We start from the raw sequence: 18,493 nt of genomic DNA, 5'->3' as shown, positions 1-18,493 counted from the left end.
CGAACCCCGGCTTCGGCCGGGGTTCTTTTTTGTGGGAAACCCGCGAGAAACGAAGCGCGACTCGCCAGTGGCGGCGAGGCTTCAGCTAGCGGCTTCGAAGCGGTTGGCATCCACGTTCTTGCGCACCTTGCGCGGATCCCAGATGCGGCCGTTCATGGCGATGTAGACGCCCGGCGGCAGCGACTGCACCGCGCCCACTGCACAGCCGATGTTGAATTCCGCGTCGGAGCCTTCGAAGCGTGCAGGGTTGAGTGCGCCGGTCAGCACGATGGTCTTGCCCTGGATGTCGGCCAGCACATGCGCGGTCTGCACCATCGAGTCCGTGCCGTGGGTGATCAGCACGCAGGTTTCCTCCTGCGCGGCGATGGTGGCGCGCAGCAGCTGGCGGTCGGCATCGTCCACGAACAGCGAGTCCTTGCGCAGCAGCGGGATCACGTGGAAGCGGAATGCCACCCCGAGTTCCTGCAGGATGCGGCCGATCTGTGGCTCGCCGACTTGGTAGTCCGACTTGGCGTCGAAATAGACCTTGTCGATGGTGCCGCCGGTGGTGACGATGAGCAGATTGTCCATGGGCTGTGCCCTCCTTGCCGCCATTGTCCGGCAAGTGGGCGTGCGCGTCAGCCCAGGCCGGTCAGCTGCAGCAGCGGATCCAGCATCGCGCCATAGGAGGCGGCATGCGCCAGCCCCGCGCGAATCGGTTGCCGTACCTGCGCGGCGCTGGCGGTACGCACGGCGCGGGCTGCCTGGTGCGGCTGCAGGCAGGCCGGTTCGAAATCCAGCCCGCAGTCGTCCAGCAAGGCATGGATGCGTGCGTCGGGATCCGCCAGCAAATCCTCGTAGCGGTGCAGTCGGATGTGGGCGGGATCGCGCGTACGCCAGGCATCCATCGCCTGCCGACAATCGCGCAGATAGATCGCGATGTTGTCCATGTCGTTGGCGAAATGCGGTTGGCTGTAGAACTGCTGCTTGAAGCAGGACCAGGCGGTTTCCAGTGGATCGCGACGAACCTCGATCACGGTCGCGCCCGGCAGCATGGCGCGCAGGATTCCGGCGTGCTTCCAGTTGTCGGGCAATTTGTCGGTGAAGCGCGGGCGGCGTGTGCGCCAATGCGCGGTACGCGCAAGGTAGTCGCGGCCGAGTCGATGCCAGTCTTCCGCGCTGGCCTGCGGCACCCATTGCGGATACGCCACGCCACGGCGTACCGATTCCTGCTGGATGACGATGCCGAGATCCGCCAGTTCGCTTGCGCCTTCGACTTGCGGGTGTGCGGCCAGGATCTGTTCGAACAGGGTCGAGCCGGAACGCGGCAGGCCGACGATGAAGATGACTTCATGGCCAAGCGTTGCGTCGATGGGCGCAGGCAGGGATTCGGTTGCGGCAAGCGCCTGTCGAACGTAGTGCTCGAATGGCTGCAGGCGCCATGGCGTGAGCCGCTGTTGCAGGGCGTTCGCGGCCAAGAAGGCGGCGAATGCCTGCGAGTGACGGCCGCGATCTTCCTCCAGCTTGCCCAGCGCATGGCCCATCGCCACGCGGTCACTGTCGGCGATGTCGCGGCGCTGCAGTTGCGCGGATAGCGCATCGGCATCGGCATCGGACAAGGGCACGGTCTTGATGTTGGACAACCCGCGCCAGGCATCGCCGCAGGCGGGATGCAGGCGCAGTGCGTCGCGATAGTGGGTGGCGGCGCCATCGAAATGGCCCAGGTGCACCAGCGCATCGCCAAGCAATACGGCGGCGGGCAGGATTTCCGGTGCCAGTGCGCGCGCGTGCTGCAAGGCGTCGACTGCGGCGTTGCTGTCGCCCTGGCCATGGAACGCTCGGCCCAGGTTGAACCACGGCACGGCCTGTTGCGGGTCGAGTTCCACAGCGCGTCGCCATGCGGCGATGGCGGCGTCGCATTCGCCGCGCGTGTTGTATGCATTGCCGAGGTCGGCATGCAGCAGGGCATCGTGCGGGTGCGTCGCAATGGCCTGTTGCAAGGTGGCGATGGCCTGCATCGCACGCTGCGTGTGCAAGAACAGGATCGCTTGCAAGCGCTGCGCTTCCGCGTGCTGCGCATGGCGTCCCAGAACTTCGCCGATCAGGCGTTCGGCCTGCGCCGGCGCACGGTCGCGGATTGCGCGGGCGGCGGCATGCAGGCGTTCGATGTCGTCCGGCGCCAGGCCGGTCATGCGTGGATTGGCGGCTGTCATTGTTGCTTGCCGAAGCGCACGCGGATGCCGTCGATGCTGGAGGCATACACGACCACCAGCGCCAGTGCGATTTCGATCAGGGCAAACGCGCGCTCAGCCGGTTCCGACCACGCCAGCATCACCCCATGGCTGAACCACGGCAGCGCGAACACTCCGGCAACGAAGCCCGCCAGCGGCCAGCCACGCCATGCGGCAACTGCCAGTAGCAATGGCGGCAACACGAGCAGCAGGACTGCAGCCATGACGTGCCCGCCGCGTCCGGCCCACAGGCCGAACAACACGGCCAATGCGATCAATGCAATGGAAAGCAATCGCTTCGAATTCATGCGGAAAGCCTGCTTGCGAGCATGGCCACGCGGCGCCCCAGCGCGCGCGCAAGTTGCGCCTCATCGTCGCTGGGCTCCGGCGTGTCCTGCATTCCGGCCACATGGCTGGCGCCATAGGGTGTGCCGCCGCTGCGGGTGGTGTTGAGCGCCGGTTCTGAGAACGGGATGCCGGCAACCACGCAGCCGTGGTGCAGCAATGGCACCAACATGGTCAGCAGGGTCGATTCCTGGCCGCCGTGCATGGTGGCGGTGGAGGTGAACACCGCCGCCGGCTTGCCGACCAACACCCCACTGGCCCATTCGCTGCCAAGGCTGTCGATGAAATGCTTCATCGGCGCGGCCATGTTGCCGAAGCGGGTCGGGCTGCCCAGCAGCAGGCCTGCGCATTCGTGCAGGTCGCGCTTGTCGATGTAGGGTGCGCCGTCTTCCGGCTCTGGCGGTGCGGCGACCTCAGTGATCGGTGCGACCGGCGGCACCGTGCGCAGGCGCGCGGACATGCCTTCGACCTCGCCGATGCCGCGCGCAATCTGTCGCGCCAGGCGCGCCACCGAACCGCCGCGGCTGTAATAGAGGACGAGAATCTCGGGCATGACATGCGATGCGTCGGGCGAAGCGCGCAGGATAGGGCATTCGACGGGCTGCGCGGCGGGAACGGGTCATCGGTTAGGCTTGTGCCGATGGAGCCACTGGATTCCCTGAACCGCTGGAGCGAACGCCTGCGCGATCGTGCGCGCGCCGGCACCTTCTTCCGCTTCACCTGGAAGCGATTCCTGGGCGACCGCCTGTTCGAGGCCGCCGGCGCGTTGTCGTTCACCACGGTGTTCGCGCTAGTGCCGCTGTCCATGGTGGTGTTCGGCGTGCTCTCGGCGTTCCCGGTGTTCGACGAATGGAGCGACGGCCTCAAGGCCTACATCTTCGCCAACTTCGTGCCGCGCGCGGCGAGTGCGGTGCAGAACTACCTGAGCGAGTTCTCCGCCAACACCAAGTCGCTCACCACCGCAGGTGCGTTAGCGCTGGTGATCTCGCTGCTGGTGACCCTGAGCAGCGTGGAATCCATCTTCAACCGCATCTGGCGGGTGCCGACGGCACGTCCCAAGTTCGGCCGTTTCCTGGTTTACTGGACGGTGCTCACCCTGGGCGGCCTGGTTGCCGCCACCAGCCTGGCGCTGTCCACCCGCTTCTTCGCGCTGGCGATCTTCGAGACCATGCCGGGACGCTGGTTGGAAGCGATCATGTTGAGGCTGGCGCCGATGGCGATCGAAATGCTCGCCTTCGCCGCGATCTTCAAGGTGGTGCCGCATCGCACGGTGCAGTGGCGGCACGCGTTGGCTGGCGCTCTGCTTTCGGTGCTCTTGTTCGAGGCCGTGAAGTGGGGCATCGGCCTGTATCTGGGCAGCTTCGGTTCCTACCAGAAGATCTATGGGCCGTTGGCGTTCGTGCCGATCTTCCTGCTGTGGATCTACTTCGGCTGGACGTCGATCCTGTTCGGTGCGTCGTTCGCCTCCTCGATGTCGGCGTTTCGTTACCAGCCGGTCGCCTTGCGGCTTCCACATGGTTACGAGCTGTATGGCCTGCTGCGCATGCTGGGCCGCTTCCAGCAGGCGCGGGCGCAGGGACGCGGCCTGCACAGCGACGAAATCCAGCAACTGGAACCCATCCTCACCGACAGCCTGGTGCAGGACATGCTGGGCAAGCTGGACGAGATCGACGTGGTCAGTCGCGCCGAAAGCGGCGAATGGCTGCTGGCGCGCGACCTGGATGATGTCACCATCGGCGAACTATACGAAGCCTGCCACCTGCGCGTGCCGGTGGCGGAAGCGCACTTGCCGCATCGCGATGATGCACTCGGCATCGCCGTGATGACCGTGCTGGACGGCCTGCGCCTGCCGTTGCGCGACCAACTCAAGCAGCGCGTGTCCAGTGTGTACGATGGAATCGAAGGAGCCTGATTGATGCAATTGCGGATCGCGATGTTGATGTTGTTGCTGGTCTTGCTTGCGGCATGCAAGCGCGAAGCCGAATCCACGGCGACGCCCGCGCCCGCGACGAAGCCTGACGTTGCGCAGCCGGTACGGCCCGCGCGGATTCCCGCCGTCGTCGAACAGCCGACCCTGCGCATCGCCACGCTGGACGGCAAGACCTTCGACCTGGCGGAACAGCGCGGCAAGTGGGTGATCGTCAATTTCTGGGCGACCTGGTGCGGGCCTTGCCTGAAGGAAATGCCGGAGTTGTCCGCCCTGGACGCGATGCGCGAACACATCGTGGTCATCGGTCTGGCCTACGAGGACAACACGCCGGAGGCGATGCAGGCTTTCATGAAAACGCACCCGGTGGTCTATCCGATTGCCTTGGTCGACGTCTATGACCCGCCAAAGGATTTCGAGACCCCGCGTGGCCTGCCGATGACCTACATCATCACCCCGGATGGCAAGGTGGCGAAGCAATACACCGGGCCGGTCACCGCGCGGATGATCGAGGACGACATCGCCAAGGCGGGCGGCCCCAAGGCTGGGTGAGCTTGTCGATGACGAGCTACGCCGCCCGCTTCCTCGTCCGCGGCAAAGTGCAGGGCGTGTGGTTTCGCGCCGGCACGCGGGACGAAGCCCTGGCGCTGGGTTTGCGCGGTTACGCCGGCAATCTTTCCAATGGCGACGTCGAAGTGCTGGCGGTGGGCGATGCGACAGCCATCGAACGGCTGGCCGAATGGCTCCGGCATGGGCCTCCGCTGGCGAGGGTGGAATCGCTGCAGCGTTTCGATGCGGATGCGGTCGATGCTGCAGCTTTGGGTTTCGACATCCTGTAGGACTCAGTCCTTGAGCGACGGGATCGGCTTCAACGCACCGTAGCGTTCCTTCGCCGGCTTGCCAGGCAGCGGCGGGAACACGATGGCCTGTTCCTCCGCGCGGGTGTCGGGCAGCCGATCCAGCAAATCGCGGATCAGTGTCAGCCGGCCCAGCTTCTGGTCGTTGAAATCCACCAGCGTCCACGGCGCGTAGTCGGTATGCGTGGCTTTCAGCATCGCCTCGCGCGCCTTGGTGTATTCGCCGTACTTGTTGCGTGCTTCAAGATCGATGGGCGAGAGCTTCCAGCGCTTGAGCGGATCGTCCAGGCGCTGCGCGAAGCGTTTTTCCTGCTGCACCTGGTCGCAGCACAGCCAGTACTTGAACAGCAGAATGCCGTCATCGACCAGCTGTTTCTCGAACTGCGGGGCTTGCTGCAGGAAGGCTTTCACCTGCGCGTCGCTGGCGAAGCCCATCACCTTTTCCACGCCGGCGCGGTTGTACCAGCTGCGGTCGAACAGGACGATCTCGCCGGCGGCCGGCAGGTACGGGACGTAGCGCTGGAAATACCACTGGGTGGCTTCGCGCTCGTTGGGTTTCGGCAGTGCGGCCACGCGGCACTGGCGCGGATTGACGTGTTCGCGGATCGCGTCGATGGCGCCACCCTTGCCGGCGGTGTCGCGGCCCTCGAACAGCACCACCACGCGCTTGCCAGCCTGTTGCGTCCACCGTGCCAGCGCCGCCAGTTCTTCCTGCATCGGCTCCAGTAGTTTCTCGTAGTGCTTGCGCTTGAGCTTGCTCATTTCTTCTGCTTCCCCGGTTTCATGCTGCGCGCGACTTCCAGCAGCGCACCTTGTTGACGGGTGTTGAGGCTGCGATAGGCAGCGAGCAGGTCGTGCTCGCCCTTGGTGCGTGCGGGGTCGAGGGTGCTGGCAAGCTCGCCCAGCAACGCACCGGCCGGCACGCCGAAGGTGCGCGCCAACGCGTCGATCTGCTCCTTGCCCGGGATCTTGTCGCCCTTCAGCCAGGCATTGACCGTGCTCACGCCGGCGCGCGGGATGGCGGTGGCGATATCGACCACGGTCAGGCCGCTGGCCTTGCTGAGCAGTCGCAGGGTGGTATCGATGGCCATCGTCACTCCTTGAGCCTGGGCTTCAAATTGGCGAGGTTGCAGGGTTTGGTGCGTGCATCCAGTTGCGCGGCGATGATCTTCTCCCAGCCGGTGCGGCAGGCCGAGGTGGAGCCGGGCAAGGCGAACAGGAAGGTGGCATTGGCGAGGCCGGCGAACGCGCGCGACTGCAGCGTGCTGGTGCCGATTTCCTCGAAACTCAACGCGCGGAACAATTCGCCGAAGCCATCCATGCGCTTGTCCAGCAGCGGCAGCAGCGCTTCGGGGGTGGAATCGCGGCCGGTGAAGCCGGTGCCGCCGGTGACAAAGATGCCGTCGACGCCACCATCCGCGATCCAGCGCGAGACGATCGCGCGCATCGCGTACTTGTCGTCGCGGACGATGGCGCGCTCGTGCAGGCGATGGCCGGCTTCACGCAAGGCATCGCAGAGGTAATCGCCGGAGGTGTCGTTGTCCGCCGTGCGCGTGTCCGACACGGTCAGTACGCACAGCGAGAGTGGTTTGAATTCGGAGGCGGCCGTCATGCGTCGAGTGTAGGCCGGGCGCGTTACGCCTGCATCAGTGGTGCTGCCTGGAGAACGACAGCGAGTACCACTGGGTCGCGTCCTCGTTCCAGCCGGCGGCGCGGTACAGCGCGCGGGCGGCGGCATTGTCCTGCGTGGTTTCCAGCGAGATGCCGGCCGCGCCGTCCTCGCGGGCGAACTTCGCCGCGGCGTCCAGCAGGCTGCGGGCCGCGCCGCTGCGGCGTGCGCCGGCATCGACATACAGGTCGTTGAGGATCCAGGTCTTGGCGGTGCGCACCGAGGAGAACATCGGATACAGCTGCACGAAGCCGACCATGGCGCCATCGCGCTTGGCCAGCAGTACCACCGACTCGCCGACGCGCAGCCGGCTGCGCAGCCAGTCGCGGGCGCGCGGCACATCGGACGGCTGGCCGTAGAACTGGCGGTAGGCGTCGAACAGCAGGGCGAGCGCATCGAGGTCGGCCGGGCCGGCGCGGGAAATGGTGGTATCGCTCAAGTCAGTTCTCCCGCGCCAGTTGCGCCAGCGCCTCGGCCTGCTGTTCCTGCTGCAGGCGCAGCACCAGCAGGTCGAGGTCGCCTTCGATGATGTTCGGCAGGTCGTACAGGGTCAGGCCCTCGACGCGGTGGTCGGTGATCCGGCCCTGCGGAAAGTTGTAGGTGCGGATGCGCTGGCTGCGATCGCCGCTACCGACCTGCAACTTGCGGTCGGCGGCGGTGGCGGCAGCGCGCTTTTCCAGTTCGGCTTCCACCAGCATCGCTTGCAGGCGCTTCATCGCCTTGTCGCGGTTGGCGTGCTGGCTGCGCTCGGTCTGCGATTCCACCACCACGCCGCTGGGCACATGGGTGATGCGGATCGCCGATTCGGTCTTGTTGACGTGCTGGCCGCCGGCGCCGGAGCTGCGGAAGGTGTCCACCTTGAGGTCGACCGGATTGATCACGATCTCGGCATCGTCGCCCGGTTCGATGGCGATGATCGCCACCGTCGCCGCCGAAGTGTGGATGCGGCCCTGCGATTCGGTGGCCGGCACGCGTTGCACGCGATGGGTGCCTGATTCGTACTTGAGTTTCGCGTAGGCGCCGTCGCCTTCGACGCGGGCGACGATTTCCTTGTAGCCACCGTGCTCGCCGGCATTGGCCGATTCCACTTCGACCCGCCAGCCCTGCGTTTCCGCGTAGCGCGCGTACATGCGGAACAGGTCGCCGGCAAAGATCGCGGCCTCGTCGCCACCGGTGCCGGCGCGCACTTCCAGGTACAAGCCGCCGCTGTCGCGCGCGTCCTTGGGGATCAGCTGGGCCAGCAGTTCGCCTTCGAGTTGTTGCAGGCGTTGGGTCGCGGCTTCGATTTCGTCCTCGGCCAGTTCGCGCAGTTCCGGATCGGCGCGCATCGCTTCGGCGGCGGCGAGGTCGGCGCGCGCCTGCGCTTCGGCGGCCAGTGCATCGGCGACCGGTTGCAGCGTCGAAAATTCGCGCGACAGGTTGCGGAAGCGGGTCTGATCGGCCGCCACCGATGGATCGGCGAGTAGCCGTTCGACTTCCTCGCGGCGCTCGACCAGCGCGTCGAGCTTGCGGCGCAGCGCAGGCGTCATGCGTCGGTATCGCTCGTGCCGTGCGGGAACAATTTTTCCGCAGCGCGCGGCAGTTCGCCATCACCGCTGAGCGCGGCTTCGCGCAATGCGACGGTGGGCGCGTGCAGCAGGCGATTGGTCAGCGTGTGGGCCAGGAACTCCAGTGCTTCCTGCGGCGATGCGCCGGCAGCCAACTGCTGCTGCGCCTTCGCCAACGCTTCGGCGCGTGCGGCATCGCCATGCGCACGCAGGCGCAGGATCGGTTGCTGGCGGCCGCTGGCGTGCATGGCTTCGACGAAGCGCGCGGTCTGCAGCTCGACGATGGCTTCGGCCTGTTCGGCCGCTTCGCGGCGGCTGCGGCGGTTGTCCTCGATCGCGCGTTCCAGATCGTCCACGGTGTACAGGAACACGTCGCGCAGGCCCGAGACATCCGCGGCGATATCGCGCGGCACGGCCAGGTCCAGCAGCAGCATCGGCCGATGCCGGCGCTGCCGCAGCGCATGTTCGACCTGCGCGCGATGCAGCACCGGCTCGCGGCTGGCGGTGGCTGAAATCACGATGTCGGCTTCGGCCAGGTGCTTGTCCAGTTCGGCTAGCGGCAGGGCCACGCCGCCATGGCGGGTGGCCAGGTCTTGCGCATGGGCGAGGGTGCGGTTGGCGATCAGCAGGCGCTGCGCCTTGGCTTCGACCAGGTGCCGTGCGGCCAGTTCGATGGTCTCGCCGGCGCCGATCAGCAGCACGCTGGACTCGCTCAGCCGCGCGAAGCTGTCCTGCGCCAGCCGCACGGCCGTCGATGCCACCGACACGGGATTGGCGCCGATGCGTGTGTCGGTGCGCGCGCGCTTGGCGGTGGCGAAGGCCTGCTGGAACAGGCGGTCGAGCTGACCACCGAGTGCGCCGGCATCGCGCGAGGCTGCCCACGCCTGCTTCACCTGGCCCAGGATCTGCGGCTCGCCTAGCACCAGCGAGTCGAGGCCGGTGGCGACCCGGAACAGGTGGCGCACGGCGTCGCCGTCGCGGTGGCGATACAGATAGGTGTGCAGGTCGTGGCCGGTATCGGGATGGGTGGCCAGCCAGTCCGACAGCGCGCGGCCATCGTCGTCGGTATGCGCGTACAGCTCGGTGCGGTTGCAGGTGGACAGCAGCACCGCCTCGTGCACCTCCGGCAGCGCGCGCAGCGAGCTCAGTGCGGTGGCCAGCGCATCCGGCGCGAACGCCACCTTCTCGCGCAGGGCAACCGGCGCGGTCTGGTGGTTGATGCCGAGGACATGCAGGCTCATCGGAAGTTCAATCGGGTATCCGAAATACGTTCAGGTGCCTGCGCTAAGCTGCCGGCACGACCCGATATTGTACCGGCCCACCCACATGCCGATGCCGCAACGCTACTTTCCCCGCCTACTCCTCTGCGTGGCCCTGTTCGCCGCCGCATCGGGCGCCCAGGCGGCGAAACCGTCGCCTCCCGTCGCCGAAGACCCGCTGGAAGCCACCATCGCCGGCGAATTCGCGCTGCAATCCGGGCAATTGCCGGAAGCCGCGCGCCAGTACCTGCGCGCTGCACGGGCAGTATCCGATCCGGTGCTGGCCGAGCGCGCCACCCGCATCGCCCTGTTGGCGAACGAGGATGCCCTGGCCCGCGAAAGTTACGGCCTGTGGCGGTCGCTGGCCCCGCAGCCGAGCGCACCAAGGCAGGCCGTTGCCGCCACGCTGGCCCTGCGCGCGGGCGACAAGCGCGCGGCAAAACGTGAGTTGCGGGATTTGCTGGCCGATGGCGGCGATGGCTGGAAGCATGTGCTGGCGGCGCTGATCGGCGCGGTCGGCAAGCAGCCGAAGTTGGTGGTGGCGATGCTCGATGACTTGGTCGATGACGGCGCATTGCCGAACCAGCTGGAGCCGTGGTTGGGCTTCGGCGGCTTGGCGCAGCGGTTGGGCCAGCCAGTGCTGGTGGAACGCATCGTCCAGCAGGTGGTGGCGCGTTTCCCGGGCGAGCCGCGGGTCGCCCTGCTGCGCGCGCAATTGCTGCGCGAGGGCGGCAAGCTCGACGAGGCGCGGTCGTTGCTGGCGGGGCTGGAGAATGCCGCGCGGCTCTCCCCGCAATTACGCTGGTCGCTGGCCGGCGAGTACGACGCGCTGGGCGATGCCGCGCAGGCGGCGCGAGTGCTGTCGTTCGGGCCGCAGGACGAATCCAGCTACGCGCAGCGCGCTGCATTGCTGGACAAGGCCAAGGACAAAACCGGGCTGGCCACTTTGTACGACGAACTCAAGCGCGAGGCGACCCGCCCCAACCCGATGCGCCGGCTGTTGCTAGGGCAGGTGGCGGAGTTGCTGGAGCGCTATGACGAAGCCCTGGCCTGGTACGCCAACGTGCCGGGCGAGGAGGCGCAGGGCATCGCGCGCCTGCGCAGCGCCAACGTGTTGTTCCAGCTCAAGCGCAAGCCGCAGGCCTTCGCTGCGTTACGCGCGATCCAGGCGGACGCGACCCTGGACGAAGATGCCCAGCGCGACGCCTACCTGCTGGAAGCCGAGCTGCGGCTCAAAGATGGCGATGCCGCCGGTGAGCTCGATGCCTATTCGCGCGGGTTGGCCGCCTTCGCCGACGACGAGGCGCTGTTGTATTCGCGCGCGCTGTTGTGGGAACGCCGCGACGACATCGCTAAGGCCGAGGCGGATTTCCGCCGCATCCTGGTGATCGCGCCGGACGACGTGAACGCCTTGAATGCGCTCGGCTACACGCTTGCCGATCGCACCGACCGCTACAAGGAGGCGCTGGAGCTGATCGACCGCGCGCGCGTGGCCGAGCCGGGCAACGCGGCGATCATCGACAGCTACGGCTGGGTGCTGTTCAAGCTGGGCAAGTCGCGCGAGGCGCTGGATCACCTGCGCCATGCGTATGCCTTGCAGAAGGATGCCGACATCGCCAGCCACCTGGGCCAGGTGCTGTGGGTGCTGGGCCAGAAGGACGAAGCGCGCAAGTATTTCGATGACGCGCGCAAGATCGACCCGGACAACCGTTCGCTGCAGCGCGCGCTGCAGGACGTGGGGGCATGAGGCTCGTCATCGCGCTGGCTTGCGGGGTGCTGGCAGGTTGCCAGACCGTGGCGCCGAAGTCCCTGCCGCCGGTCGATGCCGCCGCGGCAGACGCCGCGCAACTGCAGCGCGAGCAGCGCCTTGCCGACGAGAATCGCTGGTCGCTCAGCGGCCGCGTTGCCATCAGCAACGGCAAAGATGGCGGCAGTGGCCGCATCGAATGGGTCAACGACGACGAATCCCTGGCCGTCGAGCTCAGCGCGCCGATCACTCGGCAGACCTGGCGGCTGACGGCGTCGGAAAACGGCCCGTGGTGCGTCGAGGGCCAAGACGGCAAACGATGCGGCATGGATGCCGAGCAACTGCTGCGCGACACCACGGGATGGGAGATCCCGGTGGCGTCGTTGGGCGAGTGGCTGCGCGGCATGCGAACCGACGCGCCCTCCCGCGAAGTGCGCTATGACGATGCCGGCCGCCTCAGCCACCTGCAGCAGTCCGGCTGGACGATCGACTACCGCTGGCCCGAGGCGGGAGCCCGCGTGACCACCGATCATCCTGAAATGCCGACTCGCATCGATGCAGTGAAAGGGCAGGCCAAGGTCAAGCTGGTCGCGGACGCATGGCATTGGCTGCCGTGAATCCGGCCGACGGCTGGAGCGCCTGGCCCGCCCCCGCCAAGCTGAACCTGTTCCTGCGGATCGTCGGGCGCAAGCCGGACGGTTACCACGAGTTGCAGACCGTATTCCGCCTGCTGGACTGGGGCGACACGGTGTTCCTGCGGCCACGCGCGGATGGCGTGATCACCCGCGTCGGTGCCGGCGCCGAAGGTGTGGCGGAAGCGGATGATCTCTTGGTTCGCGCAGCTAAAATCCTGCAATCGGAAGCTAAAAGTAGCCAAGGCGTCGATATCGGCATCGAAAAGCGCATTCCGATGGGCGGTGGCTTCGGCGGCGGTTCGTCGGATGCCGCGACCGTGCTGGTGGCGTTGAATCTGCTGTGGAGTCTGGATTTCGACATCGACAGGCTTGCCGCCCTCGGTTTGCGGCTTGGGGCGGACGTGCCGGTGTTCGTGCATGGCTGCAATGCCTGGGCGGAAGGCGTGGGCGAGCAGCTGACCGCCATCAAACTGCCGCCGGCCTGGTATGTGCTGGCCAGTCCCGGCGTACACGCGGCCACCGCCGGACTTTTCCAGGCTGCGGATTTGACGCGGAATGCTGCACCCGCGAAAATGTCGGACTTCCTTTCCGGAACTGCGCTCGACAACGCGTTCGAGCCGGTGCTGCGCCGCCGCGAACCTGCCGTCGAGGCTCTGTTCGAAGCGTTGGCGCGCATCGGCACGCCGCGCTTGACGGGTTCGGGCAGCGGCTGTTTCGTCGAATTCGCCACCCGCGAATCCGCGCAAACGGCGCTGGCGGCGTTGCCATCGGGCGTGAATGCCTGGTTGGCGCGCGGTGCCGGACGGTCGCCATTGCTGGATGCGGTGGAACGTTTCAATACAGGGGCGTCGCCAAGCGGTTAAGGCACCAGGTTTTGATCCTGGCATGCGTAGGTTCGAATCCTTCCGCCCCTGCCATTCAAGCGACACATGCAATTCCTTCCCGCGCGCTCGTCGTGCGGTCATGCACCACCGCCACGGTCAGAGCGCAGCGGAGTAGACCATGCAGGACGAACGCAATTTGCTGGTGTTTTCGGGCAATGCCAACCGGCCGCTGGCCGACGCGGTGTGCCGGGAGCTCGGCGTCCGCCCGGGCAAGGCCCTGGTCAGCCGTTTCTCCGATGGCGAAGTGCAGGTGGAGATCGAGGAGAACGTGCGCCGGCAGGAGGTCTTCGTGATCCAGCCGACCAACGCACCGACCGCCGAGAACTTCATGGAATTGCTGGTGCTGGTGGATGCGCTGAAGCGCGCGTCCGCCACGAATGTCACCGCGGTGGTGCCGTACTTCGGCTACGCCCGCCAGGATCGCCGCCCGCGTTCCTCGCGCGTGCCGATCACGGCGAAAGTCGCGGCCAAGATGTTCGGCGCGGTGGGCACGGATCGCGTGCTGACGGTCGACCTGCACGCCGACCAGATCCAGGGCTTTTTCGATATCCCGGTGGATAACGTCTATGCCTCGCCGCTGCTGCTCGCCGATATCTGGCGTGCGCACGGCACCGACAACCTGATCGTGGTGTCGCCGGACGTGGGTGGTGTGGTGCGTGCACGCGCCATCGCCAAGCGCCTGGACGATGCCGAGCTGGCCATCATCGACAAGCGTCGTCCGAAGGCCAACGTGGCCACCGTGATGAACATCATCGGCGACGTGGAAGGCAAGACCTGCGTGCTGGTGGACGACATCGTCGATACCGCCGGCACCTTGTGTGCCGCGGCGAACGCGCTGAAGGAGCGCGGTGCGCTGAAGGTGGCGGCGTACTGCACCCACCCGGTGCTGTCCGGTGCCGCGATGGACAACATCAGCAAGTCGCAGCTGGACGAGCTGGTGGTGACCGACACCATCGCGCTGACGCCTGCGGCACGCGCCTGCGGCAAGATTCGCCAGCTCAGCGTGGCGGAGTTGCTGGCCGAAACCATCCGCCGGGTGGCGTTCGGCGAATCGGTCAGTTCGCTGTACGTGGATTGACCAAACCTTTCGCGATGCAGGCATGCGCCGGCATCGCACCCCACTCACCTGGTCGCGGGTGAGTGTCATCGCCGCCGCGAGGCGGTTTCATCGCAACGAAAGTGAGTCATCAACATGTCTACCGAACACAACATCAAGGCCACGAGCCGCAATGTCGAGGGGAAGGGTGCGAGCCGCCGCCTGCGCCATGCCGCTTCGATCCCGGCCATCGTCTACGGCGGCAAGTCCGCACCGCAGCCCATCCAGCTCGACCACGAGAAGATCTGGCTGGCCCAGCAGCACGAGTGGTTCTATTCGTCGATCCTGAACCTGGACATCGACGGCAAGACCGAGCAGGTGCTCCTGCGCGACATGCAGCGCCATCCGTTCAAGCAGATCATCATGCACTTGGACTTCCAGCGCGTGGACGCCAACCAGGCCCTGCGCGCCAGCGTGCCGCTGCACTTCCTGAACCAGGACACCTCGCCGGCCGGCAAGACCGCGGGCGTGCTGGTGCTGCACGAACTGAACGAAGTGGAAGTGAGCTGCCTGCCGAAGGATCTGCCGGAGTTCATCGAGGTCGACCTGTCCAAGCTGGAACTGGGCCAGATCATCCACCTGTCCGAGCTCAAGCTGCCGAAGGGCGTGGAAATCCCGGCGCTCAAGCTGGGCAAGGAACACGATGTGGCGGTGGTGATCGCCAAGCACGCCCGCGTCGAGTCCGAGGAAGAGACCGCTGCACCGGAAGCTGCCGAAGTGCCGGCCGCCAAGGTCGCGAAGAAGGACGAGAAGTAATCGCGACGCGCCCTGCCGGTTCGCGCCGGCAGGGTGCCCGCATTGCTGACCGAATCCGCGATGGCAGGCTTGCGCCTCATCGTCGGGCTGGGCAACCCCGGACCCGAACACGCCCGAACCCGGCACAACGCCGGGTTTTGGTTTGTTGACGCACTGGCGGAAAAAGCCGGCGCGCGCTTTGGCCTGGAATCCAAGCTGTTCGGCGAAACCGCGAAGGTGGAGATCGCCGGCCAGAACGTCTGGCTGCTGAAGCCGGCGACCTTCATGAACCTGTCTGGCAAGTCGGTCACGGCGGCACTGCGCTATTGGAAGATCGAGCCGGAGGAAGCGCTGCTGGCGCACGACGAACTCGACCTGCCGCCCGGTGTGGCGCGGCTCAAGTTCGACGGCGGCCACGGCGGTCAGAACGGCCTGCGCGACAGCATGCGCCTGCTCGGGCATGGCAAGTTCCACCGCCTGCGGATCGGCATCGGCCATCCCGGGCACAAGGACAAAGTCACCCCGTGGGTGCTCGGCAAACCGGGACGCGACGACGAGGCGGCCATCCTGCGCGCCATCGACGACGCCATCGACGTCATGCCGCTGGCGGTGAGCGGCAATTTCATGGATGCGATGACCCGGCTGCACACGCCGCGGCCTGAGTGATCCACCCTGATTTTCTGCGCGCGGCTGAATCCCGCGCGACAACGGAGCAACACGCGACATGGGCATCAAATGCGGCATCGTCGGCCTGCCGAACGTCGGCAAGTCCACCCTGTTCAACGCGCTGACCAAGGCCGGCATCGCTGCCGCCAACTTCCCGTTCTGCACCATCGAACCCAACGTGGGCGTGGTGCCGGTGCCGGATCCGCGGCTGAACGCGCTGAGCGAGATCGTGAAGCCGCAGAAGGTGATCCCGACCGCGGTGGAGTTCGTGGATATCGCAGGGCTGGTGGCGGGTGCCGCCAGCGGCGAAGGCTTGGGCAACAAGTTCCTGGCCCATATCCGCGAGGTCGACGCGATCACCCACGTGGTGCGCTGCTTCGAGAACGACGACGTCATCCACGTCAACAACAAGGTCGATCCGCTGGCCGATATCGACACCATCGACACCGAGTTGGCGCTCGCCGACCTCGAGTCGGTCGAGAAGGCGTTGAACAAGGCCGAGCGCTCCGCCAAGACCGGCGACAAGGAAGCCAAGGCGCGCGCCGAGGTGCTCGGGCGCATCAGCGCTGGCCTCAACGAGGGCAAGTCGGCGCGTTCGCTTGGCCTGAGCGATGACGACAAGGCCGCGGTGCGCGACCTGTTCCTGATCACCCTGAAGCCGGTGATGTACGTGGCGAATGTGCTGGAAGACGGTTTCGAGGGCAATGCGCATCTTGATGCGGTGCGTGTTCGCGCGGCCGGCGAGGGTGCCGAAGTGGTGCCGGTCTCCGCCGCCATCGAGGAAGAGCTGAGCCAGCTGGACGATGCCGATCGCGACGATTTCCTCAAGGATCTCGGCCTGGACGAGCCTGGCCTGAATCGCGTCATCCGCGCCGCCTACAAACTGCTGGGCCTGCAGACCTATTTCACCGCCGGCGTGAAGGAAGTCCGCGCGTGGACGGTCAAGGCCGGTTCCACCGCGCCGCAGGCCGCTGGCGTGATCCATACCGATTTCGAGAAGGGCTTCATCCGCGCCGAAACCATCGGCTACGACGATTTCCTCAAGTACAAGGGCGAATCCGGTGCCCGCGATGCCGGCCGCCTGCGCCTGGAGGGCAAGGAATACCGGGTGCAGGAAGGCGATGTGCTGCACTTCCGCTTCAACGTCTGACGAAAACTGTCGTTTTCGTCAGCGATGACCGTTGACAGCCGGCCGCATGCACTCCAAAATTGCGGGCTCTTTGGGATGTCCCTGCGGCTGACCAACGAAACAATCCGGAGGGATACCCAAGCGGCCAACGGGGGCAGACTGTAAATCTGCTGGCTTACGCCTTCGGTGGTTCGAATCCACCTCCCTCCACCAGTTTTACGCATCACCGTTTTTTGTTCCATCCGGCGGCCTTACCAGCCACCGGTGCATCACAGGCAGGGCTCCCGGCGCGGGAGTAGTTCAATGGTAGAACCTCAGTTTTCCAAACTGATTACGAGGGTTCGATTCCCTTCTCCCGCTCCACCATTGCATTGCGACGCCCGCCCCGCCTTACAACTTGCTCACGTAGCTCAGTCGGTAGAGCACCTCCTTGGTAAGGAGGAGGTCGAAGGTTCGATTCCTTTCGTGAGCACCATATTCAGCGATTCCATCCAGTAACCCCAACGAGACGCAGCCATGGCAAAGGGTAAGTTCGAGCGCACCAAGCCCCACGTGAACGTGGGCACGATTGGACACGTGGACCACGGCAAGACGACGCTGACGGCGGCGCTGACGAAGGTGGGCGCGGAGCGTTTCGGTGGCGAGTTCAAGGACTACGGTTCGATCGACGCGGCGCCGGAAGAGAAGGCGCGCGGCATCACGATCTCGACGGCGCACGTGGAATATGAATCCCCGAACCGCCACTACGCGCACGTGGATTGCCCGGGCCACGCCGACTACGTGAAGAACATGATCACGGGTGCGGCGCAGATGGACGGCGCGATCCTGGTGTGCTCGGCGGCTGACGGCCCGATGCCGCAGACCCGCGAACACATCCTGCTGAGCCGCCAGGTCGGCGTGCCGTACATCGTGGTCTACCTGAACAAGGCGGACATGGTGGACGATGCCGAGCTGCTGGAGCTGGTGGAGATGGAAGTCCGCGAACTGCTGAGCAAGTACGAGTTCCCGGGCGACGACACCCCGATCATCTCGGGTTCGGCGCGCATGGCGCTGGAAGGCGACCAGTCGGACATCGGCGTGCCGTCGATCATCAAGCTGGTGGAAGCGCTGGACAGCTGGATCCCGGAGCCGGAGCGCGACGTGGACAAGCCGTTCCTGATGCCGGTGGAAGACGTGTTCTCGATCTCGGGCCGCGGCACCGTGGTGACCGGTCGTATCGAGCGCGGCGTGATCAAGGTGGGCGAGGAAATCGAGATCGTCGGTATTCGCCCGACCCAGAAGACCACCGTGACCGGCGTGGAAATGTTCCGCAAGCTGCTGGACCAGGGCCAGGCGGGCGACAACGCGGGTCTGCTGCTGCGCGGCACCAAGCGTGACGACGTGGAGCGCGGCCAGGTGCTGTGCAAGCCGGGTTCGATCACCCCGCACACCGAGTTCGAGGCCGAGGTCTATGTCCTGTCGAAGGACGAAGGCGGCCGTCACACCCCGTTCTTCAAGGGCTACCGTCCGCAGTTCTACTTCCGCACGACCGACATCACCGGTGCGGTGACCCTGCCGGAAGGCGTGGAAATGGTCATGCCGGGCGACAACATCAAGATGGTCGTCTCCCTGATCAACCCGGTGGCGATGGACGAAGGTCTGCGTTTCGCGATCCGCGAAGGCGGCCGTACCGTCGGTGCCGGCGTCGTGGCAAAGATCATCAAGTAATGCACCAAAACGCTCACGCCAAGGCGTGAGCGGCCCTGCGTTTCCCCCATTCCTGCTCACGGGAATGGGTCGGGGTGAAA

General features: G+C 66.1%; 21 protein-coding genes and 4 tRNA genes. 15 read left to right on the top strand and 10 right to left on the bottom strand.

Going from position 1 to position 18,493, the window contains the following annotated elements; genetic code table 11:
• Positions 1-81 precede the first annotated feature (81 nt).
• From G7079_RS11490 to wrbA, 4 genes are read right to left on the bottom strand one after another with little or no spacing between them, the layout of a single operon-like run.
• Complete coding sequence (locus tag G7079_RS11490) at positions 82-570, bottom strand: asparaginase domain-containing protein (protein ID WP_166057429.1); 489 nt, start codon at positions 568-570, stop codon at positions 82-84.
• 47 nt (positions 571-617) lie between these two features.
• Positions 618-2,192: a sulfotransferase gene (locus tag G7079_RS11485; RefSeq protein ID WP_240906179.1), complete on the bottom strand. Its 1,575-nt coding sequence runs from the start codon at positions 2,190-2,192 to the stop codon at positions 618-620.
• The gene (locus G7079_RS11480; protein ID WP_166057428.1) at positions 2,189-2,518 is read right to left on the bottom strand and encodes a DUF2069 domain-containing protein; all 330 of its coding nucleotides are present in this window, start codon (positions 2,516-2,518) and stop codon (positions 2,189-2,191) included. The genes G7079_RS11485 and G7079_RS11480 overlap by 4 nt, the downstream gene beginning before the upstream one ends.
• On the bottom strand, positions 2,515-3,108 hold the full coding sequence (wrbA, locus tag G7079_RS11475) for an NAD(P)H:quinone oxidoreductase (RefSeq protein WP_166057427.1): 594 nt from the start codon (positions 3,106-3,108) through the stop codon (positions 2,515-2,517). The genes G7079_RS11480 and wrbA overlap by 4 nt, the downstream gene beginning before the upstream one ends.
• An 87-nt stretch (positions 3,109-3,195) precedes the next feature.
• Between wrbA and G7079_RS11470 the strand changes: the two genes are divergently transcribed.
• The 3 genes from G7079_RS11470 to G7079_RS11460 are packed head-to-tail and all read left to right on the top strand — an operon-like array spanning position 3,196 to position 5,321.
• A complete protein-coding gene (locus tag G7079_RS11470) occupies positions 3,196-4,467 on the top strand; it encodes a YihY family inner membrane protein (RefSeq protein ID WP_166057426.1) in 1,272 nt (423 codons plus the stop codon).
• Positions 4,468-4,470: 3 nt separating this feature from the next.
• Positions 4,471-5,034, top strand: coding sequence for a TlpA disulfide reductase family protein (locus tag G7079_RS11465; RefSeq protein WP_166057425.1), 564 nt, complete (start codon positions 4,471-4,473; stop codon positions 5,032-5,034).
• 8 nt (positions 5,035-5,042) lie between these two features.
• On the top strand, positions 5,043-5,321 hold the full coding sequence (locus G7079_RS11460) for an acylphosphatase (protein WP_206203209.1): 279 nt from the start codon (positions 5,043-5,045) through the stop codon (positions 5,319-5,321).
• Positions 5,322-5,324: 3 nt separating this feature from the next.
• Here G7079_RS11460 and ppk2 read toward each other — a convergent pair whose 3' ends face one another.
• From ppk2 to hemA, 6 genes are read right to left on the bottom strand one after another with little or no spacing between them, the layout of a single operon-like run.
• Complete coding sequence (gene ppk2, locus G7079_RS11455) at positions 5,325-6,101, bottom strand: polyphosphate kinase 2 (RefSeq protein ID WP_166057423.1); 777 nt, start codon at positions 6,099-6,101, stop codon at positions 5,325-5,327.
• Positions 6,098-6,430, bottom strand: coding sequence for a hypothetical protein (locus G7079_RS11450; protein WP_166057422.1), 333 nt, complete (start codon positions 6,428-6,430; stop codon positions 6,098-6,100). The genes ppk2 and G7079_RS11450 overlap by 4 nt, the downstream gene beginning before the upstream one ends.
• 2 nt (positions 6,431-6,432) lie before the next feature.
• Positions 6,433-6,951, bottom strand: a complete 519-nt coding sequence (gene moaB / locus G7079_RS11445) for a molybdenum cofactor biosynthesis protein B (RefSeq protein ID WP_166057421.1) — start codon at positions 6,949-6,951, stop codon at positions 6,433-6,435.
• 34 nt (positions 6,952-6,985) lie between these two features.
• Positions 6,986-7,447: a GNAT family N-acetyltransferase gene (locus G7079_RS11440; RefSeq protein ID WP_240906178.1), complete on the bottom strand. Its 462-nt coding sequence runs from the start codon at positions 7,445-7,447 to the stop codon at positions 6,986-6,988.
• Between the two features lies 1 nt (position 7,448).
• Positions 7,449-8,537 (bottom strand): peptide chain release factor 1, encoded by a 1,089-nt coding sequence (prfA, locus tag G7079_RS11435; protein ID WP_166057420.1) that lies wholly within the window; start codon positions 8,535-8,537, stop codon positions 7,449-7,451.
• Complete coding sequence (hemA, locus tag G7079_RS11430; RefSeq protein WP_166057419.1) at positions 8,534-9,796, bottom strand: glutamyl-tRNA reductase; 1,263 nt, start codon at positions 9,794-9,796, stop codon at positions 8,534-8,536. The genes prfA and hemA overlap by 4 nt, the downstream gene beginning before the upstream one ends.
• An 85-nt stretch (positions 9,797-9,881) precedes the next feature.
• On the opposite strand from hemA, the gene G7079_RS11425 reads away from it, so the two are divergent.
• From G7079_RS11425 to tuf, 12 genes are all read left to right on the top strand, one after another.
• Complete coding sequence (locus G7079_RS11425) at positions 9,882-11,561, top strand: tetratricopeptide repeat protein (RefSeq protein ID WP_206203208.1); 1,680 nt, start codon at positions 9,882-9,884, stop codon at positions 11,559-11,561.
• Positions 11,558-12,178, top strand: a complete 621-nt coding sequence (lolB, locus tag G7079_RS11420; RefSeq protein ID WP_166057417.1) for a lipoprotein insertase outer membrane protein LolB — start codon at positions 11,558-11,560, stop codon at positions 12,176-12,178. The genes G7079_RS11425 and lolB overlap by 4 nt, the downstream gene beginning before the upstream one ends.
• Positions 12,160-13,059 (top strand): 4-(cytidine 5'-diphospho)-2-C-methyl-D-erythritol kinase, encoded by a 900-nt coding sequence (gene ispE / locus G7079_RS11415; RefSeq protein ID WP_166057416.1) that lies wholly within the window; start codon positions 12,160-12,162, stop codon positions 13,057-13,059. The genes lolB and ispE overlap by 19 nt, the downstream gene beginning before the upstream one ends.
• Positions 13,038-13,113: transfer RNA gene (locus G7079_RS11410), tRNA-Gln, on the top strand. Before ispE ends, G7079_RS11410 begins: the two co-directional genes overlap by 22 nt.
• 85 nt (positions 13,114-13,198) lie before the next feature.
• Entirely contained in the window at positions 13,199-14,158 is a 960-nt protein-coding gene (locus tag G7079_RS11405; RefSeq protein ID WP_166057415.1) for a ribose-phosphate diphosphokinase, read from the top strand.
• 114 nt (positions 14,159-14,272) lie between these two features.
• Positions 14,273-14,932: a 50S ribosomal protein L25/general stress protein Ctc gene (locus G7079_RS11400; protein WP_166057414.1), complete on the top strand. Its 660-nt coding sequence runs from the start codon at positions 14,273-14,275 to the stop codon at positions 14,930-14,932.
• A 60-nt stretch (positions 14,933-14,992) separates the two neighbouring features.
• Positions 14,993-15,577 carry an aminoacyl-tRNA hydrolase gene (pth, locus tag G7079_RS11395; protein ID WP_166057413.1) on the top strand — a complete coding sequence of 195 codons (585 nt, stop codon included), beginning with the start codon at positions 14,993-14,995 and terminating at the stop codon, positions 15,575-15,577.
• Positions 15,578-15,635: 58 nt separating this feature from the next.
• The gene (ychF, locus tag G7079_RS11390; protein ID WP_166057412.1) at positions 15,636-16,727 is read left to right on the top strand and encodes a redox-regulated ATPase YchF; all 1,092 of its coding nucleotides are present in this window, start codon (positions 15,636-15,638) and stop codon (positions 16,725-16,727) included.
• Between the two features lie 106 nt (positions 16,728-16,833).
• Positions 16,834-16,919 (top strand) — tRNA-Tyr (locus G7079_RS11385).
• 76 nt (positions 16,920-16,995) lie between these two features.
• Positions 16,996-17,069 (top strand) — tRNA-Gly (locus G7079_RS11380).
• A gap of 36 nt (positions 17,070-17,105) precedes the next feature.
• Positions 17,106-17,181: transfer RNA gene (locus G7079_RS11375), tRNA-Thr, on the top strand.
• A gap of 41 nt (positions 17,182-17,222) precedes the next feature.
• A complete protein-coding gene (tuf, locus tag G7079_RS11370) occupies positions 17,223-18,413 on the top strand; it encodes an elongation factor Tu (protein ID WP_166057402.1) in 1,191 nt (396 codons plus the stop codon).
• Positions 18,414-18,493 lie beyond the last annotated feature (80 nt).

The sequence above is a fragment of the Thermomonas sp. HDW16 genome (assembly GCF_011302915.1).
Lineage (GTDB): Bacteria > Pseudomonadota > Gammaproteobacteria > Xanthomonadales > Xanthomonadaceae > Thermomonas.
The sequence above is the reverse complement of the archived record's forward strand: the minus strand, read 5'-3'. Positions and strand labels throughout refer to the sequence as shown.

What these genes read in the sequence shown, in the direction of transcription:
- G7079_RS11470 (WP_166057426.1), top strand. Translation starts at nt 3,196, where the DNA reads ATGGAGCCACTGGATTCCCTGAACCGCTGGAGCGAACGCCTGCGCGAT.
- pth (WP_166057413.1), top strand. Translation starts at nt 14,993, where the DNA reads ATGGCAGGCTTGCGCCTCATCGTCGGGCTGGGCAACCCCGGACCCGAA.
- tuf (WP_166057402.1), top strand. Translation starts at nt 17,223, where the DNA reads ATGGCAAAGGGTAAGTTCGAGCGCACCAAGCCCCACGTGAACGTGGGC.
- G7079_RS11450 (WP_166057422.1), bottom strand. Translation starts at nt 6,430, where the DNA reads ATGGCCATCGATACCACCCTGCGACTGCTCAGCAAGGCCAGCGGCCTG.
- prfA (WP_166057420.1), bottom strand. Translation starts at nt 8,537, where the DNA reads ATGACGCCTGCGCTGCGCCGCAAGCTCGACGCGCTGGTCGAGCGCCGC.
- G7079_RS11460 (WP_206203209.1), top strand. Translation starts at nt 5,043, where the DNA reads ATGACGAGCTACGCCGCCCGCTTCCTCGTCCGCGGCAAAGTGCAGGGC.
- lolB (WP_166057417.1), top strand. Translation starts at nt 11,558, where the DNA reads ATGAGGCTCGTCATCGCGCTGGCTTGCGGGGTGCTGGCAGGTTGCCAG.
- G7079_RS11425 (WP_206203208.1), top strand. Translation starts at nt 9,882, where the DNA reads ATGCCGATGCCGCAACGCTACTTTCCCCGCCTACTCCTCTGCGTGGCC.
- G7079_RS11480 (WP_166057428.1), bottom strand. Translation starts at nt 2,518, where the DNA reads ATGAATTCGAAGCGATTGCTTTCCATTGCATTGATCGCATTGGCCGTG.
- G7079_RS11490 (WP_166057429.1), bottom strand. Translation starts at nt 570, where the DNA reads ATGGACAATCTGCTCATCGTCACCACCGGCGGCACCATCGACAAGGTC.
- hemA (WP_166057419.1), bottom strand. Translation starts at nt 9,796, where the DNA reads ATGAGCCTGCATGTCCTCGGCATCAACCACCAGACCGCGCCGGTTGCC.
- ppk2 (WP_166057423.1), bottom strand. Translation starts at nt 6,101, where the DNA reads ATGAGCAAGCTCAAGCGCAAGCACTACGAGAAACTACTGGAGCCGATG.
- G7079_RS11465 (WP_166057425.1), top strand. Translation starts at nt 4,471, where the DNA reads ATGCAATTGCGGATCGCGATGTTGATGTTGTTGCTGGTCTTGCTTGCG.
- wrbA (WP_166057427.1), bottom strand. Translation starts at nt 3,108, where the DNA reads ATGCCCGAGATTCTCGTCCTCTATTACAGCCGCGGCGGTTCGGTGGCG.
- G7079_RS11400 (WP_166057414.1), top strand. Translation starts at nt 14,273, where the DNA reads ATGTCTACCGAACACAACATCAAGGCCACGAGCCGCAATGTCGAGGGG.
- G7079_RS11405 (WP_166057415.1), top strand. Translation starts at nt 13,199, where the DNA reads ATGCAGGACGAACGCAATTTGCTGGTGTTTTCGGGCAATGCCAACCGG.
- ychF (WP_166057412.1), top strand. Translation starts at nt 15,636, where the DNA reads ATGGGCATCAAATGCGGCATCGTCGGCCTGCCGAACGTCGGCAAGTCC.
- ispE (WP_166057416.1), top strand. Translation starts at nt 12,160, where the DNA reads ATGGCATTGGCTGCCGTGAATCCGGCCGACGGCTGGAGCGCCTGGCCC.
- G7079_RS11485 (WP_240906179.1), bottom strand. Translation starts at nt 2,192, where the DNA reads ATGACAGCCGCCAATCCACGCATGACCGGCCTGGCGCCGGACGACATC.
- moaB (WP_166057421.1), bottom strand. Translation starts at nt 6,951, where the DNA reads ATGACGGCCGCCTCCGAATTCAAACCACTCTCGCTGTGCGTACTGACC.